This is a genomic window from Dysgonomonas sp. BGC7, from assembly GCF_001261735.1.
In the GTDB taxonomy this organism is placed as follows: Bacteria; Bacteroidota; Bacteroidia; order Bacteroidales; family Dysgonomonadaceae; genus Dysgonomonas.
Genome location: NZ_CVRP01000003.1, coordinates 97,947 through 113,516, shown reverse-complemented (window position 1 = coordinate 113,516; position 15,570 = coordinate 97,947). Strand labels below are relative to the sequence as shown.

Below are 15,570 nucleotides of genomic sequence, written 5' to 3'. Positions count from 1 at the left end.
TATAAGAAGCAATGGTCGATTTTTATCGAGAAGACATATTAGGCAATGGTTTCGAACAACGAGCTATAGAGCTGAGGGCTGACTATGAAGGCGAGGCCGTAGCTGCACTTGTGCGTCGGTTGTGCGATGGGCAGCAACAGGATAAAGCCATACTGTATATTCATGGATTTAACGATTATTTCTTTCAGTCCGAGATGGCGCATTGGTTCAATCGTAATGGCTTTAATTTCTATGCCATCGACCTTCGTAAGTATGGGCGTGCTTATATGTCGCACCAGAAGTTTAATGATATTCGCAATCTGAAAGATTACTATGAAGAAATAACTGCTGCACTCAGTCTCATCCGTAGCGAAGGTAATAAAGAAACTGTTCTTATGGGGCATTCTACAGGAGGCCTTATAGTCACACTATATGCAAAAGACAATCCTCAAAGTTTGCTCTATGATGGGGTTGTACTGAATAGTCCGTTTTTTGATTTCAATCTCAGTAAGCCCGTTAAGTTTTTTTTACCCGTTATAGCATGGCTGGGTAAATATTTTCCGAAAATAAAAATATCGGGAGGATTCAGTGAGAAATACGGAGAAAGCATTCATAAAGATTATGGTGGAGAGTGGGAATACAATCTCTTGTGGAAGCCCAATGTGGCTCCTAAAATAAACATAGGGTGGCTGAGAGCCATATATGAGGGGCAAAGAGAACTCAATAATGATTTTGAGATAGCAAAGCCCGTACTTGTCCTGCATTCGCTTAAGTCGGTAGGCGATCTGTCCGATCCGTTACAGGTAACATCACGTGATGCCATCCTTGATGTAGAGGACATAAAACGTATTGCATGCAATATAGAAAGTGATGTGCAGATAACAGCAATACCGGGAGGTCTGCACGATCTTGTTTTGTCGGCTAGGGCTGCCCGTACCGAAGTATATAATGTAATAGAAAGCTGGCTGAATAAAAAGAACCTGTATTGACAGGCGCTATTACACTTGTCCCGATAATACAAATCCGGACAAACCTTCTTATCTTTGTCTGACTATAAAATAAAAGTATGGAACTACGTACAGTAAACGTAACACGATATATAACCCCCTTGCGTGAGGGAGGTTCTTTGCCCGCACTTGCCGAAGCTGATGATGGGTTTAAATACGTTGTTAAATTCAGAGGAGCAGGGCATGGCACAAAGATGCTGGTGAGTGAGCTTATTGGTGGAGCAGTGGCTCATACCTTGGGATTCCGTATCCCTGAAATAGTTTTCATCAATCTCGATGAGGCTTTTGGACGTACCGAAGGCGATGAGGAAATACAAGACCTTCTGCAAAATAGTCGGGGGCTGAATATGGGGCTGCACTTTCTTTCGGGTGCGCTTACGTTCGACCCTGTGGTAAACGAGGTTGATACTCGCACCGCTTCGCAAATATTGTGGATGGATGCTTTACTCACTAATGTAGACCGTACGGTGAAGAATACCAATATGCTGATGTGGCACAAAGAGCTGTGGCTTATAGATCATGGTGCATCGCTCTATTTTCATCATTCGTGGACGGGCTGGCAAAAGTATGCGTTGAGTCCTTTCTCGCAGGTGAAAGATCATGTGATGCTGCCCTATGCCGATCGGCTCGAAGAGGTAGATGCTGAGTTTAAGAAGATACTCACTCCTGCAAAGATTGTCGAGATAGTAGAACTCTTACCCGACGACTGGTTGCATTGGGGCGGGGAAGAGGAGTCGCCCGGCGATATAAGGAAAGTGTACATTGGCTTTCTGAACGAGAGGATAAATAATTCGTCAATCTTCGTAAAAGAAGCACAAGATGCAAGGAAAGCACTTCTATGAGTATGCCGTTATTCGTGTTGTGCCGAGGGTAGAGCGCGAAGAATTTATAAATATAGGCTTGGTTATGTTCTCTAAGAGGGCGAAGTATATAAAAGCCCGTTATACGGTGAATGAGGATAAGTTGCGGTTGTTCGACACCGAGTTGGATATGACTTCTTTATATACCAATCTTGGTGCATTCGACAAGATATGTTCGGGAGCTAAAGATGGTGGCCATATTGCCACATTCGACATTCCCGACCGCTTTCGCTGGCTGACCGCTACCCGCAGCACATCTATACAGACATCGGTTGCCCGCTCGGGTTTCTCTGACAATCTGGACGAAACATTCGAAAGACTATATGTCGAGTTGGTGCTGTGAGGGGAAAGGTAGTTCCGTTTATTTTTTCATCCTGCCCGATTTGCGTAGAGCCTGATCGAGGATGTATTGTATTTGTCCGTTGGTACTGCGAAACTCGTCAGCAGCCCATCTTTCTATAGCCTCCATCATTTCCTGATCGATGCGTAATGCAAAGCTTTTTATATTTTGATCTTTCTCTTTTTTTGCCACGATTCTAAACGGTTTTGAGTTTCGGTGTCAATATTCTATTAACACCGAAACTCGTATATTTTACACACAGGCTTGTGGGCTAGTGATACAATGTTCCTGTATTTACTATTGGCTGTGCAGCTTCATCGGCACATAACACCACTAACAGATTGCTAACCATTGCAGCCTTTTTCTCTTCATCCAGCTCTACTATTTCTTCTTTTTGTAATTTGTCGAGAGCCAGTTGTACCATACTTACTGCACCTTCTACTATTTTTTCACGTGCAGCTATGATTGCATCGGCTTGCTGGCGGCGAAGCATGACACTCGCTATTTCTGCTGCATAGGCAAGGTAATTGATACGGGCTTCTATTACTTCGATGCCGGCAATTTCGAGCCGAATATTTAGCTCATCTTCTAGTTTCTGATTGATTTCGCCATTGTCAGACCTGAGAGTGACTTGGCTGTCTTTGCTTTCATTACTGTCGTACGCATACATTCCTGCCACCTGACGTACGGCAGCATCACTTTGTATTTGTACAAAGTTTTCGTACGATTGCATCCTGTTCGAAAACTGTATATAATTGTTTTGTGTTCCCGGTACTATCCCCGATATGGAGGATGTGTCTATATCGAACATCGCCTTATAAGTGTCTTTTACTTTCCATACCAATACTGCACCTATCATGATGGGGTTTCCCACTTTATCATTCACCTTGATAGGAGCCACATCCAGATTTCGGGCACGTGTAGTCAGTTTCTTTTTATTGTAGAACGGGTTTACCCAAAAGAACCCATTGTCTGTAATAGTTCCTTTGTATTTTCCGAAGAATATCATAACTCTGACATTGTTAGGCTCTACGACCATAAAGCCCATAGTTGAAAGAGATGCAGCTATAATGCTGATAAACCCAATCACAAATAATGCAAGGTGCTCTGTCGTGAAAAACCATATGCTTACCGCTAAAATGGCTATAAGTATAAACAAGACAACAAACCCGGAAATTTTTACTCCTTCAAAATTTTTCTCAAGTGTTTTCATATTCGATTTTATTATGATATTAAAATGATATCATAAAATAAACTATAAAGATTCATATATCCAAATATCTGGCATTAAAAAAAACAGGATAATCTAGAAGAGAATTATCCTGTTTGTGTCGTTTGTTTATGTATTAGTTATCGTATTTTCGTAGAGGCTCGGCTTATCATTGCTATCAACGATATACAGTCTTCTTATAATTGAAAATTAAGCACTTCTCCGTATTGGGGCATATCTTCAAACAAGTCGTTGAGGTCGGCTTGTCCGAAATAGGCACGAACGCAGTTTATAACCCCTCCGTGAGCAAATATGATAACGGACGAGTGTCCGGTGCTTTTCAGCTCTTCCAGAAAAGATGCTACTCTGTTGTATAACTGTTTTATGGATTCTCCGTTAGGCGCAGGAGTGTTTACTGCGTCTTTTTCCCAACGGGTCAGGTCTATTTCGTCCCATTGTTTCATTTCCCAATCGCCCATAAACATCTCTTTTAGTCGGTCGTAGAGCTGTATGTCGGTATATCCGCAATATTCGGCAAGCTTCTTGGCTCTACCCAGTGGACTGGAATATACGGCATCGTAGGGGATGTCTTTCAGTTTTTGCTTTACGGCTTCTGCTTCTGCTTCGAATGTTTTTTTGAGAGGAACGTCTGTGTGTCCGTAACAGGTGTTTACGACGTCTACGGCTGTATGGCGTACTATGTATATATTCATAAATATTCTGAACTGATGAAAAACAAAGGTAAAAAATAATATTGTACCTTTGAAAGGAATAACGATTTTTGGTTTGCACAAAAGAGATGATAACAATAAATATATCGGAAGAAATAAGAACACTTTGGCCTCACTTTGCGGGAGTAGCTCTCTTTGCCAAAGTGGAGAACAATCCTCATAACGAAGCCTTGTGGAACGAGATAAATGCTTTTTCGGCAGACTATAAGGCAACTCATGAAATAGAAGATATAAAAACAAACGCAGCCATAGCTGCCACACGGGAGGCGTACAAGAAGTTTGGGAAAGAGCCCAATCGTTACCGTCCATCGGCAGAGGCTTTGCGCAGACGTATTCTAAGAGATCTGCCACTCTACGAAATTGATACGCTGGTAGACCTTGTTAATCTTGTTTCGCTACGCACGGGCTACTCTATCGGCGGATTCGATGCCGGAAAGATAGAGGGCGATTGCCTCACGTTGGGAATAGGTAAAGCAGGAGAGCCATACGAGGGAATAGGTAAAGGAATTCTCAATATAGAAGGTTTACCTGTCTATCGTGATAGAGTAGGGGGAATAGGCACTCCGACCAGCGACCACGAGCGCACAAAGATCTCATTGCAAACAACTTCCTTTCTTGCGTTGATAAACGGATACAGCGGAAAAGACGCATTGCCTCAGGCTGTAGAGTATATGCACTCTTTGCTGGGCAGATATATGAATGCCAAAGATGTAGAAATAGTTTATTACTAGAATATTACCATCATACAGCTATGAAGATACTGACAGGAACGCAAATAAAAGAGGCCGACCTGTATACAATACAAGACGAGCCGATATCTTCCCTCCTCCTTATGGAAAGAGCATCCAATACTATTGCTCAGTGGATATGTAGTAATGTAAAATCAGAATCGCCCTTATTCTTCCTTGTTGGTAAAGGCAACAACGGTGGCGATGGGTTAGCTGTAGCACGTATGCTGCATCATGCAGGATATTCTTGTCGGGTATATCTGCCATTTGACAAAGAACGGATGACCTCAGAATGCCGCTACAATTTAGAGCAATTACCTCAAGGCGTAAAGGTTGCTTCGCTTTCGGATATAACATCCGATGCAATAATTATTGACGCTTTGCTGGGTACAGGCGTCGAAGGTGAAATAAAAGAACCTCTATATACGCTTATCGATGAAATAAACAAGCTTAGCAATGCAAAAATAGCTATCGACATACCGTCGGGAATGGTAACCGAATTTGGCTATGAACACCAGAAAATACTGAAAGCGGACATTACTCTTACTTTACAGTTTCCCAAACTGGCAATGCTACTTCCCGAATCGGGCGAGCAATGCGGGGACATAAAGGTTTTGGATATTGGCCTTAGTGCAAAATATATAGATAACGCCAATTCTCCATACCACTATATAACTCCCGATGTGGTGAAAAGCATTGTGAAGAAAAGAGATAAATTTGCTCACAAAGGTACATACGGTCATGCTTTGCTTATATGTGGTTCGCGTGGCATGTCGGGCGCGGCAATACTGTCGACAGGTGCTGCACTGCGTTCGAGTTGTGGGCTTGTTACCCTGCATCTGCCTCATGCCGAAAGATTTGCCGTACAGGCTACCTATCCTTCGGCTATGCTGAGCCTCGACGATGATGCTTGTTTTTCGCAATTACCGCAAAATGCAGATAAATATACGGCAATAGGTATTGGTTGCGGGTTAGGTCAGTCTCACCGGACTGTAGAAGCTTTTAAGAGTTTGCTCAATTATGTAATGAGACCTATGGTCATAGATGCCGATGCGCTGAACATAATATCGGACAATTATAGGTTGAGGCAGCATATTCCCGCAGGATCGGTATTGACACCGCATCCGGGCGAACTGAAACGGCTGATAGGCGAATGGCAAAGCGAGAAAGAAAAAATAGAGCAAGTAAAGCATCTGGCTTCATCTTTGCAGGTAGTCGTTATTGTCAAAGGAGCTCATACGATGATTTGTTTGCCCGATGGAAATTGCTACTTCAACTCTACAGGCAATAGTGGTATGGCAAAGGGAGGAAGCGGTGATGTGCTTACCGGATATATTACAGGGCTGATCGCCAGAGGATATGATAGTCGTGAGGCCGCCATTATGGGAGTTTATATACACGGGCTGGCGGGAGACAAGGCTGCTGCAAAATATGGCGTGGAGGCTATGAACAGTAAAGACCTTATTGATGAGCTCGTGATGTAATCATCTTTTATTTTCAGTATTTAAATTCGTATTCGTATGTGCTTGTATTGCCGCACCCGTCTGTAGCTGTGAAAATAAGTTTATGCGTTTTTCCTTTTTCTACTCGCTTAGGGTCGATGGTGTATGAGTAAATCGGTGACTTTACATCGTTTTCGAAGAGGGCAAACTTACCATCAATAGTTCCTTTACACGATTTCAGACCGCTTTTGTTGTCCGTAACACGTATTTTTATAACTCCGTTTTTAATCCATTTCACAGGCTGTATCGGACTTATTTCAGGAGCTTTGGTGTCGGTGCTTACGGCATAAGCGTGTCCCAGTTCTCGTATTTGTGCGGTTATCTTCCCGTTTTCGTATTTTCCTCCTACCCAGCTTTCTCTTGTTCCGGCTATGCGGACAATGCCGTATTGAGCCTTGTTTGTCGCTGTATCTTTTGTCAATGCTACAGACATATTGCAGTAGCCATGCAGAGGAACGTGGGTGTCGTTTACTTGATATGTATCGGACAAGTAGCTCGCATCTGTGGTCTTTTTCAACATGAAGCACAAATTGTCGTATAAATATCCGTTCGGAATATTTAAAGAAAGCCCGTCTGCCGAATAATTATTGTCTTTGTCCCAGCTCATTCGCAAGGTACATTTACGTTTTTGAGGGATTGTTTGCTCTTTACCTTTTACCGAGAAAGAATAAGATGTCTGATTGCCGTACAGGTCTTCGAGTTCGTATCTGAAATTGTAAATGCGATTCTCCTTTATATTTATATAACCATTGTTTACAGCCTTGTAGATAGGGAGTTTATTGCCCGGCTCGATAAATGATTTTTCGTAGAAAACTTTTCTTTTGCTCCAGTAGTCAAAGTCGGTCATACTGTTTATCATTCTCGTTTTGCTGAAATCTATAATAGACAGATCAGAAGAAAATATTTCGACACTATCGCAAAAAAGTCTTACTTTCCTTACTCCGTATATATTTGTCGTACCATCCATACGATCGTTTGTACGTACACCTATTCCTATTTTACCCCATGCTTCTACGTCATCTTTAATTGGGGCATAGCTTCCATTTTTGAGCACAGATACGTTTGCCCTGTAAGGAAAACGACTGAATTCGACTGCTCCTTCTTCGTTTATAGGATAGATGGCAATACCTTTTATAAGCGGAGGCTTGGTGTCTGTTATGCTATTCTTATAATACTCGAGTGGGTCGAGGGCTGTTTGGTCGGCAGTGTTGCGTATTTCGAAATGTACATGCGGGCCTCCCGACGAGCCTGTATTGCCGCTGTATGCTATCAGGTCTCCTTTTTTTACAGGCAGTTCTTCAGGGTTGAGACTCAAGTCTACACTGTAGCTCTCTTGTTGGTATTGTTTGTTTTTTACATATTCGGCAACTTTTGGTGCAAATTTATTTATATGCCCGCAAACGCTTGTTTGTCCTGTAACGTGTGTAACGTAAATAGCCAGTCCATAGCCCGAAGGTGAAACCGATATGCGCGATATATACCCATCGGCAATAGAATATACGGGTTTGTTTATAACTCCTTCTGTTTTCAAATCTATTCCCGAATGAAAATGATTGGGGCGCAACTCGCCGAAATTGGCGCTGAGAATAAGAGGTATGTCGAGAGGTGAACGATATTCTTGTTGTGTCTGAGCAAATACTCCGAATGTATATATGGAAAATAGGAGAGCGAGTAGTTTTTTCATTTGTCTTATTTTATATTCTTGCAAAAATAAATTATTTTAGTAACCTGTACAATGGATAGTGGATACCGATTGGTTAACATTCTGAAAAGGGAGGGTATATTTCCCTATTTGTTTTTATTTCTTCTGAATGTTTGCTGTTACTCTTTATAGTACAAAAAAGTGTGAAAAAATATGTCTGTAAACCATATTGAAAATCAATGTAGTAGTGTAAATTGGTAAATTATTTTCAAAAAAATGTAGTGAAATGTTTGCATGTAATCAAAATTGAATTACCTTTGCATCCGCAATCGAGGGAGAAACGAGCTGTGAAAACAGAATACTCCACCTAAGATGGCCCATTCGTCTATCGGTTAGGACGCAAGATTTTCATTCTTGAAAGAGGGGTTCGACTCCCCTATGGGCTACAAATATAACGAATAAATAAAAAAAAATAAAGGATTAGTCAAAATGGCAAATCATAAATCAGCAGAAAAAAGAATCAGACAAGCAGACGCAAGACGCTTGAGAAACAGATATGTAGCTAAGACAACTCGTAACGCAGTTAGAAAATTCCGTACTCTTACAGATAAGGAAGAAGCTCAAAAACAATATCCGTCTGTATGCTCAATGTTGGATAGACTGGCTAAGAAAAATGTTATACATAAAAACAAAGCCGGTAACTTGAAGTCTAAATTAGCTGCTCACGTTCACGCGCTATAATTAGCTACCTAATATAAAATTTATATATAAAAGGCTGGATTCTTTAGAGAGTTCAGCTTCTTTTTGTTTAAATATACGCAAAGATTAGTGAATATTGTATTGAATTACAAAAACTTATTCTTATCTTTGCACCCGCTAATAACAATTATGTATAATTAAAATTAACTAAAGAAAGAAATGGCTACAAAGATCCGTTTACAAAGACGAGGACGTAAAGGTTATCCTTTTTACCACATCGTCATTGCTGATAGCAGAGCTCCACGTGATGGAAAATTTATTGAAAAGGTTGGTTCTTACAATCCTAACACCAATCCTGCTACAATAACTATGAATTTCGACAGGGCTTTGTACTGGTTGCAAGTTGGTGCTCAACCTACCGACACTACTCGTAACATACTTTCTGAACAAGGAGTTTTATTGAAGAAACACCTTCTAGGTGGTGTTGCTAAAGGTGCGTTTAGCGAAGCAGAAGCTGATAAGAAATTTGAAGCATGGAAAGCTGATAAGGAAAAAGGTACTCAGGCTGTTATCAATAAGAACCAAACAAAAGCTCAGGCTGATGCAAAAGCTCGTTTAGATGCTGAAAAAGCAGCAAACAAAGCAAAAGCTGACGCAGTAGCTCAGAAGAAAGCAGAAGAAAATGCAGCACAAGCTGAGGCTGAAGCCGAAGCCGCCGCTCCTGCCGAAGAAGTAGCAGAGGTGGTTGAAGAAGCTCCTGTAGCAGAAGCTCCAGCAACAGAAGAAGAAAAAAGTGCTGAATAATTAATATACAGCATAAATGAAAGCTCTGATAAGTAATTATCGGAGCTTTTTTTTGTATCCTAAAATTAGAGAATCCGATTTGCCGCTACTTGAATGATTTGATATTGGACGAGTTTTCAGAACAACTTCATTAGTTTTGCCACTCTACACGCTTCTAGCGAATTCTTTACCCGCAACTTTTCTAAAATATTCTGACGATGCCTGTTCACTGTATTTATACTTATCGACAATGCGGTAGCAATATCTTTGCTCATTCGTCCTTTTTCTATCAATAGTAATATTTCTTTTTCTCTCGATGATAGAATATTGTCGCAATTATTCCTGTCTGCTTCGATAGTATTGCCTGTTGCCGAATTTATAATCGTTCCGTTCGAAACTTCATAATCGGGATGCTCGTATGAATAATTATATAGACACAAAGCCAGCCACAAATTGCCCGAAGGACAACTACTGACATAAAACATTCGGTGTTGTGTGGAAATGTATTTACCGGATTGGTCTTTCATTTGCATTTTACTTACTATTTGATAATCAGATCGCTCATCTACAGGGATTGTTTTTAGTAAATGAAAGAACTGTAGTTCGAGTAAGTGCTTTTTTGCAAGATCATCAGGATGAATTCGGCTAAATATATCCTCTTCCCATATCGAATCTATTATTTTGCTACTATTTTTCTCGGCTACACCCAATATCTCAGCAAATCCACCATTATAGATATAGCTCTTGTCTGACTTCAAGTCGCTGAGAACTGCTATCGAATTTTCTATCTTAGAGTATCCGTATGCAATTTGTTGATATTCGGAAAGTATTGCTGACTCTACCTTATCTATCGAAAACGGTTGTTTCAGCAGTTCATCATTCAAAATAGAAGCTACGTTTTGTTTTATCATAAAATGGTTATTAATCAGTATTGCCTATTCTATAACAGGGAATTATCTTTGTAAAGATAGTTTTTTATATGGTTATTCTTTGTTTATGTTATAGAAAGAATATACCTGTCAGGTAATTAATTGTAATTTATTTAATAATATAATACTTATATGATATGAGAAAAATTGTGTTTTTTATTGCTTCAATTCTGATTTCGGGCAGTGCAATGGCTCAGAGTCTTGAAAAGATGCAATGGTTTAACGAACCGGAAAAGTGGGAAATTAAAAATAATAGCTTGTCTATGTCGGTGACTCCTCAGAGCGATTATTGGCGTATCTCTCATTATGGCTTTACGGTCGATGATGCTCCATTTTTGTACACTACCTATGGCGGCGAATTTGAAGTGAAGGTGAAGATATCGGGCGATTACAAAGTGAGGTTCGACCAATCGGGACTGATGCTGCGTATAGATCACGAAAACTATATCAAGGCGGGGATTGAATTTGTCGATGGTAAATACAATCTGAGCACAGTGGTAACGCACAAAACGAGTGACTGGAGTGTGATAACTCTCGAAAAGCCTGTTCAGTATGTTTGGATAAAGGCCGTAAGACGATTAGATGCTGTAGAGGTGTTTTATTCGTTCGACGACAAGGAATATGTAATGATGCGAAACGCATGGTTGCAAGACAATCGTCCTGTTATGGTTGGGCTGATGGGTGCTTGTCCCGATGGGAACGGGTTTAATGCACGATTCGATAATTTTTCGGTGAAACATTTACCCGATCAACGGCGGTTGGAGTGGTTGAAAAATAATGCAGAATAAAAAAAGTAGGCTGTCTATCTTAGACAGCCTACTTTTTTTATCAGCGTTTCTTCTATTTTTTCACTATACGCATACTGTAGAACGAACGGTAAACAAATACCAAAGCTACAGTAAGAAATATAAGTCCGGCAATCCACTTATAGGTATCCGGCAGTTCTATTGCAATTTCAACAGCCAATAGTCCGAATAGTGTAGAAAACTTGATAATAGGATTGAGCGATACGGATGAAGTATCTTTGTAAGGGTCTCCCACTGTATCTCCTACCACTGTAGCGGCATGAAGGTCTGTGTTGCGTTCTTTCAGTTCTACTTCTACTATTTTCTTTGCATTGTCCCATGCTCCACCGGCATTTGCCATATATATAGCCTGAAACAAGCCGAATACGGCGATGGAAATCAGATAGGCTACAAAAAAGTTGGGGTCGATAAACGCAAAAGCCAGCGTGATGAACAGCAATGCAAGGAATATATTCCACATACCCACCTGTGCATATTTGGTACAAATGCGTACTACCGCTTTCGAATCTTTGATGTCGGCCTCTTCTTTGTTGAGGTTAATATGCTCTTTTATATACTCTACTGCACGATACGCACCTGTGGTAACGGCTTGCATAGATGCTCCCGAAAACCAGTAAACAACAGATCCTCCGCAGATGAAACCTAAAAGTACAGGTGCTGCAATAAGGTCTATATTTAAAATACCAAGTTTTTCGAGTACCAAGATTATAGAGAATATCATAGTGGTGGCCCCTATTACGGCAGTGCCTATCAATACGGGTTTGGCTGTGGCTTTGAACGTATTACCCGCCGAATCATTTTCTTCAAGATATTCTTTTCCTTTTTCAAAGTCGGGCTCGAACCCGAAGTCTTTCTTTATTTCTTCCGATATGTTAGGGAGATGCTCTATTCTGGATAGTTCAAATACCGACTGAGCATTGTCTGTAACAGGGCCATAGCTGTCTACTGCGATAGTTACGGGTCCCATACCCAATAGTCCGAATGCTACAAGTCCGAATGCGAAAATGGAAGGATGCAGCATGATGTCTTTCAATTCCTGTAAGGATATAAAATAGGCTACAGCCATCAGCAGGGCAATAATCAGGCCTTTCCAGAATGCACTGAAATTGCCCGCAACCATTCCTGACAATATATTTAGCGATGCACCACCTTCGCGCGATGCTGTCACCACCTCTTTTACATGGCGGGACGATGAACTGGTAAATGCCTTAGTGATTTCAGGGATCAGAGCAGCGGCAAATGTCCCACAACTGATAATAGAAGCCAGTTTCCACCACAATCCGTTAGGCATATCGTTGAGTAAGAAGTAGCTGGCAATATATGTTGCTACGATAGAAACTACAGATGTGATCCAGATAAGAGCAGTAAGAGGTATCTCGAAGTTAAATTTCTGAGAATTTCCATACTTCATGGTTGCTATTCCTTGATTGATATAGTAAGATAGGATAGAGGTAAATAGCATCAACAGGCGCATAACAAATATCCATACTATAAACTGAGCCTGATATTCTACATTAAGTACAGCAAGTACGATAAAGGATATGAGGGCAACGCCCGTTACACCGTATGTTTCAAATCCGTCGGCTGTAGGGCCTACACTGTCGCCTGCGTTGTCGCCTGTGCAATCGGCAATAACACCCGGATTGCGAGGATCATCTTCTTTTATGTTGAATACAATTTTCATCAGGTCGGCTCCTATATCGGCTATCTTGGTAAATATACCTCCTGCTATACGCAGCGCCGAAGCTCCGAGCGATTCGCCTATGGCAAACCCGATAAGACATGCGCCCGCCATATCACCGGGAACAAAGAGCAGAATCACAAGCATCATTATCAGTTCTACAGTGATAAGCATCACCCCAACGCTCATACCTGCTTTGAGAGGAATGCTTACCACTTCCCAAGGACGCTTGCGCAACGAGGCGAACGATGTCCGTGAATTGGCCAGCGTGTTGATGCGGATTCCGTACCATGCCACACCATAAGATCCGGCTATGCCTAACACAGTCCAGAAAAGAACAGAGATAAGAAACACCGCTCTGCTGGTCTCTCCTGTAGCTACAACTTCAGGATTGGATAAAAATCCGAAGTATATGACCATTACTACCGAGATAATGAGCAACAGATAAAAAAGAAACCTGCCTTGTTGTAGAAGATAGGTTTTACACGTTTCGTATATCGTCTTTGAAACGTTAAGCATCGACTGATGTACAGGCAATTTCTTGATGTGAAAATACTGTACCAAGCCAAACGCAATGCCGAGCAGCAAAATTAAAAGCCCCCACAGCAAAAGGTTGTAACCATTTCCCAGATCAGGTACTTTTAAGTCTGCTTCACTGGCCATAAGGCTTAAAGGTAGCAGCATAAGCAAAAGGGTAGAAATTTTTTTCATAGGTTAGTTATTAAGTAAAGGAAATATTTAATGAAAAATTATTCAATCATAACAGTCTATTGTTGTTTTAAGAAATGAAAATAGCAGATAGGTATGCGGCATTAGGTTTATTAATTAAAGTTTATTTTTCATAAAAATATAATTATAAAATGTAAAAGCAATATGTAGCGTAACATAATTGCTAAAAAATGTAATTTTTCCTATTTCTATATTTCTGTTTTTCTTAGATTTTTATTTTGAATCAAAACTTTTGTATTCTTTTATTCGAAATAAAACGAAACAAATATACGTCATTTCGGAAATAAAAAAGCGCTATTGGTGAAATATTTTTGAGAATAATAAGAAATAGCAACAAGTATGAAATGAGTAGCTCGGACGTTAACTTATGATAACGTATCAGCAGGAAAGTGTATATACTTTATTTACAGGATGTTTAGAAGAGGGATTGTGTTCGGTCTTTTAGAGTCGTGTCTATAGCCTTTGTTTAATTACAAAATTTTATTGGAGGATATAAAAGAAAAAATCATCCCGAAATTTTCAGGGATGATTTTTATTTAAGTTTCTTATTCATTATAAAGTCTTCCATCAGGAAACCATCGCCAATGTCTATGTTTTCGCTTCCGGCAACCTCAAAGCCTATTCGTTTGTAAAAGTCTATAGCTTTATTAAAGCGGTTTACATTCAGCGACAACACCTTGTTTCCGTTGGCTTTTGCTATATCTGCCACCGAGTCGATAAAGAAGCGTCCTACGCCTTTGCCCTGTGTGGATGGCAATACATATATCTTATGTATTTTTGTTGTATCAGAGTTTTTATAGTTGAGTTCGTATGATACATAGCCAAGATATTCTCCGTCTTCGTTTGCCAGAAGATAATGGTGTCCTTTGCTCATCTGATCTTCGAGCGAGCTTTGGCTATACATCATTTCCATCATATAGCTTATTTGGTCGGGGCTTAAGATATCCTTAAACGTGTGAGGCCATATCTGATCGGAAAGCAGCTTTATTATAAAAATATGCTCTTTGTTTGCTTCAACTATATTCATTAGTTTTCCAGCGTGAAAGATTTAGATCCTATGCGGTTGCCATCGGCAAATATATCAATGCGGTATGTACCCGGCATCAGATATTCTTCTACAGCCCAATACATCGTTACGCCTGTTTCTTCGCCACCATACTCTATTATTTTGCGCATCGAATAGTTGATGTCTCTGTTTTCGTATGCAAATACATTGGTGCGGCTTTTGGATAGAACGTCATTGTCGGGTTTCATTATCCTTATATATATAGTCCGTTCTCCGGGTTGAGCGGTTATGTTCTTTGTTACAGTGAAGTTGACAATCAACTGTTCTATTTTGCTTATTTTTTTCTGTACTTTTCCCTTACTATTTGTAGCCTGTACGCTTATGCCGGTTGCATCGAGCTTGGAAGCCAAAGTTACCTTATGGTTGAGGCTGTCCTTTTGCTGCGAAACAGCATTCAGATTCCTACTAGCCTCCTGATATTTGTTGGTAATCTCTTGCTTTTCCTGCCTTAGCTGTGCATTGGCTCTGTTGAGGGAATCTATCTGTATAATGTATGATTTCAGAATCTTGCGCAAACTGGATAGCTCTTTGTTCAGTCTGCTTATTTCTGCTTTATTTTCTGCTTTTACGGTTTTCAACTCATCCAACAAGCGTTGTACTTTAGTTTGCTCGTTAGTCAATTTCTGTAACAGGGAGTCGTTTTTAATATTCATCTTAAAGCCTTCATACTGCATAGAGAGGCTTTCGTATTCGTCTTCGAGCTGCTGTTTGTTCAGGCTGCTTTCTTCCTGCAAGTCCTCTATCTGTGTTTTCTGATTGAATATAAAATATCCGGCTATTCCGATTCCTACAATCAGTATAACAATTACAGCAATTAGTATTTTCGAATTATTCTTAGTTTCTGTACTCATATGAATATTATTTCAAAGCGACTACAA

General features: G+C 40.4%; 16 protein-coding genes and 1 tRNA gene. 9 read left to right on the top strand and 8 right to left on the bottom strand.

The window, feature by feature from the left end:
- The first annotated feature begins 11 nt into the window (after nt 1-11).
- The 3 genes from BGC7_RS02215 (at nt 12) to BGC7_RS02205 (ending at nt 2,189) form a co-directional block, all read left to right on the top strand.
- Nucleotides 12-968: an alpha/beta hydrolase gene (locus BGC7_RS02215; RefSeq protein WP_050699928.1), complete on the top strand. Its 957-nt coding sequence runs from the start codon at nt 12-14 to the stop codon at nt 966-968.
- A 77-nt stretch (nt 969-1,045) separates the two neighbouring features.
- Entirely contained in the window at nt 1,046-1,828 is a 783-nt protein-coding gene (locus tag BGC7_RS02210; protein WP_050699927.1) for a HipA family kinase, read from the top strand.
- Nucleotides 1,806-2,189, top strand: a complete 384-nt coding sequence (locus BGC7_RS02205; protein ID WP_050699926.1) for a DUF3037 domain-containing protein — start codon at nt 1,806-1,808, stop codon at nt 2,187-2,189. Before BGC7_RS02210 ends, BGC7_RS02205 begins: the two co-directional genes overlap by 23 nt.
- A gap of 18 nt (nt 2,190-2,207) precedes the next feature.
- Here BGC7_RS02205 and BGC7_RS17560 read toward each other — a convergent pair whose 3' ends face one another.
- The 3 genes from BGC7_RS17560 to cobC form a co-directional block, all read right to left on the bottom strand.
- On the bottom strand, nt 2,208-2,378 hold the full coding sequence (locus BGC7_RS17560; RefSeq protein ID WP_082206426.1) for a type II toxin-antitoxin system antitoxin: 171 nt from the start codon (nt 2,376-2,378) through the stop codon (nt 2,208-2,210).
- Between the two features lie 79 nt (nt 2,379-2,457).
- A complete protein-coding gene (locus BGC7_RS02200) occupies nt 2,458-3,399 on the bottom strand; it encodes an SPFH domain-containing protein (protein ID WP_050699925.1) in 942 nt (313 codons plus the stop codon).
- A gap of 194 nt (nt 3,400-3,593) precedes the next feature.
- Nucleotides 3,594-4,109, bottom strand: a complete 516-nt coding sequence (gene cobC / locus BGC7_RS02195; RefSeq protein ID WP_050699924.1) for an alpha-ribazole phosphatase — start codon at nt 4,107-4,109, stop codon at nt 3,594-3,596.
- Nucleotides 4,110-4,195: 86 nt separating this feature from the next.
- On the opposite strand from cobC, the gene BGC7_RS02190 reads away from it, so the two are divergent.
- Both BGC7_RS02190 and BGC7_RS02185 read left to right on the top strand, forming a co-directional pair.
- Nucleotides 4,196-4,858: a B3/B4 domain-containing protein gene (locus BGC7_RS02190; protein ID WP_050699923.1), complete on the top strand. Its 663-nt coding sequence runs from the start codon at nt 4,196-4,198 to the stop codon at nt 4,856-4,858.
- Nucleotides 4,859-4,878: 20 nt separating this feature from the next.
- Nucleotides 4,879-6,339, top strand: coding sequence for a bifunctional ADP-dependent NAD(P)H-hydrate dehydratase/NAD(P)H-hydrate epimerase (locus tag BGC7_RS02185; protein WP_050699922.1), 1,461 nt, complete (start codon nt 4,879-4,881; stop codon nt 6,337-6,339).
- Between the two features lie 13 nt (nt 6,340-6,352).
- On the opposite strand, the gene BGC7_RS02180 is transcribed toward BGC7_RS02185, so the two are convergent.
- The gene (locus BGC7_RS02180; protein WP_050699921.1) at nt 6,353-8,041 is read right to left on the bottom strand and encodes a M23 family metallopeptidase; all 1,689 of its coding nucleotides are present in this window, start codon (nt 8,039-8,041) and stop codon (nt 6,353-6,355) included.
- A 332-nt stretch (nt 8,042-8,373) separates the two neighbouring features.
- Here BGC7_RS02180 and BGC7_RS02175 point away from each other — a divergent pair.
- The 3 genes from BGC7_RS02175 to BGC7_RS02165 all read left to right on the top strand — a co-directional run bounded on the left by BGC7_RS02175 (nt 8,374) and on the right by BGC7_RS02165 (nt 9,502).
- Nucleotides 8,374-8,445 (top strand) — tRNA-Glu (locus tag BGC7_RS02175).
- Nucleotides 8,446-8,488: 43 nt separating this feature from the next.
- Nucleotides 8,489-8,740, top strand: coding sequence for a 30S ribosomal protein S20 (gene rpsT / locus BGC7_RS02170; RefSeq protein WP_050699920.1), 252 nt, complete (start codon nt 8,489-8,491; stop codon nt 8,738-8,740).
- 177 nt (nt 8,741-8,917) lie between these two features.
- Entirely contained in the window at nt 8,918-9,502 is a 585-nt protein-coding gene (locus BGC7_RS02165) for a 30S ribosomal protein S16 (RefSeq protein ID WP_050699919.1), read from the top strand.
- Between the two features lie 116 nt (nt 9,503-9,618).
- Here BGC7_RS02165 and BGC7_RS02160 read toward each other — a convergent pair whose 3' ends face one another.
- Nucleotides 9,619-10,392, bottom strand: a complete 774-nt coding sequence (locus BGC7_RS02160) for a response regulator transcription factor (RefSeq protein WP_050699918.1) — start codon at nt 10,390-10,392, stop codon at nt 9,619-9,621.
- 155 nt (nt 10,393-10,547) lie between these two features.
- Between BGC7_RS02160 and BGC7_RS02155 the strand changes: the two genes are divergently transcribed.
- A complete protein-coding gene (locus BGC7_RS02155; protein WP_050699917.1) occupies nt 10,548-11,198 on the top strand; it encodes a DUF1349 domain-containing protein in 651 nt (216 codons plus the stop codon).
- A gap of 52 nt (nt 11,199-11,250) precedes the next feature.
- Here the strand turns inward: BGC7_RS02155 and BGC7_RS02150 are convergent, their stop codons facing one another.
- The 3 genes from BGC7_RS02150 to BGC7_RS02140 form a co-directional block, all read right to left on the bottom strand.
- Nucleotides 11,251-13,608 (bottom strand): sodium-translocating pyrophosphatase, encoded by a 2,358-nt coding sequence (locus tag BGC7_RS02150; RefSeq protein WP_050699916.1) that lies wholly within the window; start codon nt 13,606-13,608, stop codon nt 11,251-11,253.
- A 550-nt stretch (nt 13,609-14,158) separates the two neighbouring features.
- A complete protein-coding gene (locus BGC7_RS02145) occupies nt 14,159-14,653 on the bottom strand; it encodes a GNAT family N-acetyltransferase (RefSeq protein ID WP_050699915.1) in 495 nt (164 codons plus the stop codon).
- Nucleotides 14,653-15,543, bottom strand: coding sequence for a GumC domain-containing protein (locus BGC7_RS02140; RefSeq protein WP_050699914.1), 891 nt, complete (start codon nt 15,541-15,543; stop codon nt 14,653-14,655). Before BGC7_RS02140 ends, BGC7_RS02145 begins: the two co-directional genes overlap by 1 nt.
- Between the last annotated feature and the right edge of the window lie 27 nt (nt 15,544-15,570).

Excerpts from the sequence above, each read along its gene's own strand:
- BGC7_RS02215 (WP_050699928.1), top strand. The coding sequence starts at position 12 with ATGGTCGATTTTTATCGAGAAGACATATTAGGCAATGGTTTCGAACAA.
- BGC7_RS02210 (WP_050699927.1), top strand. The coding sequence starts at position 1,046 with ATGGAACTACGTACAGTAAACGTAACACGATATATAACCCCCTTGCGT.
- BGC7_RS02205 (WP_050699926.1), top strand. The coding sequence starts at position 1,806 with ATGCAAGGAAAGCACTTCTATGAGTATGCCGTTATTCGTGTTGTGCCG.
- BGC7_RS02200 (WP_050699925.1), bottom strand. The coding sequence starts at position 3,399 with ATGAAAACACTTGAGAAAAATTTTGAAGGAGTAAAAATTTCCGGGTTT.
- cobC (WP_050699924.1), bottom strand. The coding sequence starts at position 4,109 with ATGAATATATACATAGTACGCCATACAGCCGTAGACGTCGTAAACACC.
- BGC7_RS02190 (WP_050699923.1), top strand. The coding sequence starts at position 4,196 with ATGATAACAATAAATATATCGGAAGAAATAAGAACACTTTGGCCTCAC.
- BGC7_RS02185 (WP_050699922.1), top strand. The coding sequence starts at position 4,879 with ATGAAGATACTGACAGGAACGCAAATAAAAGAGGCCGACCTGTATACA.
- BGC7_RS02180 (WP_050699921.1), bottom strand. The coding sequence starts at position 8,041 with ATGAAAAAACTACTCGCTCTCCTATTTTCCATATATACATTCGGAGTA.
- rpsT (WP_050699920.1), top strand. The coding sequence starts at position 8,489 with ATGGCAAATCATAAATCAGCAGAAAAAAGAATCAGACAAGCAGACGCA.
- BGC7_RS02165 (WP_050699919.1), top strand. The coding sequence starts at position 8,918 with ATGGCTACAAAGATCCGTTTACAAAGACGAGGACGTAAAGGTTATCCT.
- BGC7_RS02160 (WP_050699918.1), bottom strand. The coding sequence starts at position 10,392 with ATGATAAAACAAAACGTAGCTTCTATTTTGAATGATGAACTGCTGAAA.
- BGC7_RS02155 (WP_050699917.1), top strand. The coding sequence starts at position 10,548 with ATGAGAAAAATTGTGTTTTTTATTGCTTCAATTCTGATTTCGGGCAGT.
- BGC7_RS02150 (WP_050699916.1), bottom strand. The coding sequence starts at position 13,608 with ATGAAAAAAATTTCTACCCTTTTGCTTATGCTGCTACCTTTAAGCCTT.
- BGC7_RS02145 (WP_050699915.1), bottom strand. The coding sequence starts at position 14,653 with ATGAATATAGTTGAAGCAAACAAAGAGCATATTTTTATAATAAAGCTG.
- BGC7_RS02140 (WP_050699914.1), bottom strand. The coding sequence starts at position 15,543 with ATGAGTACAGAAACTAAGAATAATTCGAAAATACTAATTGCTGTAATT.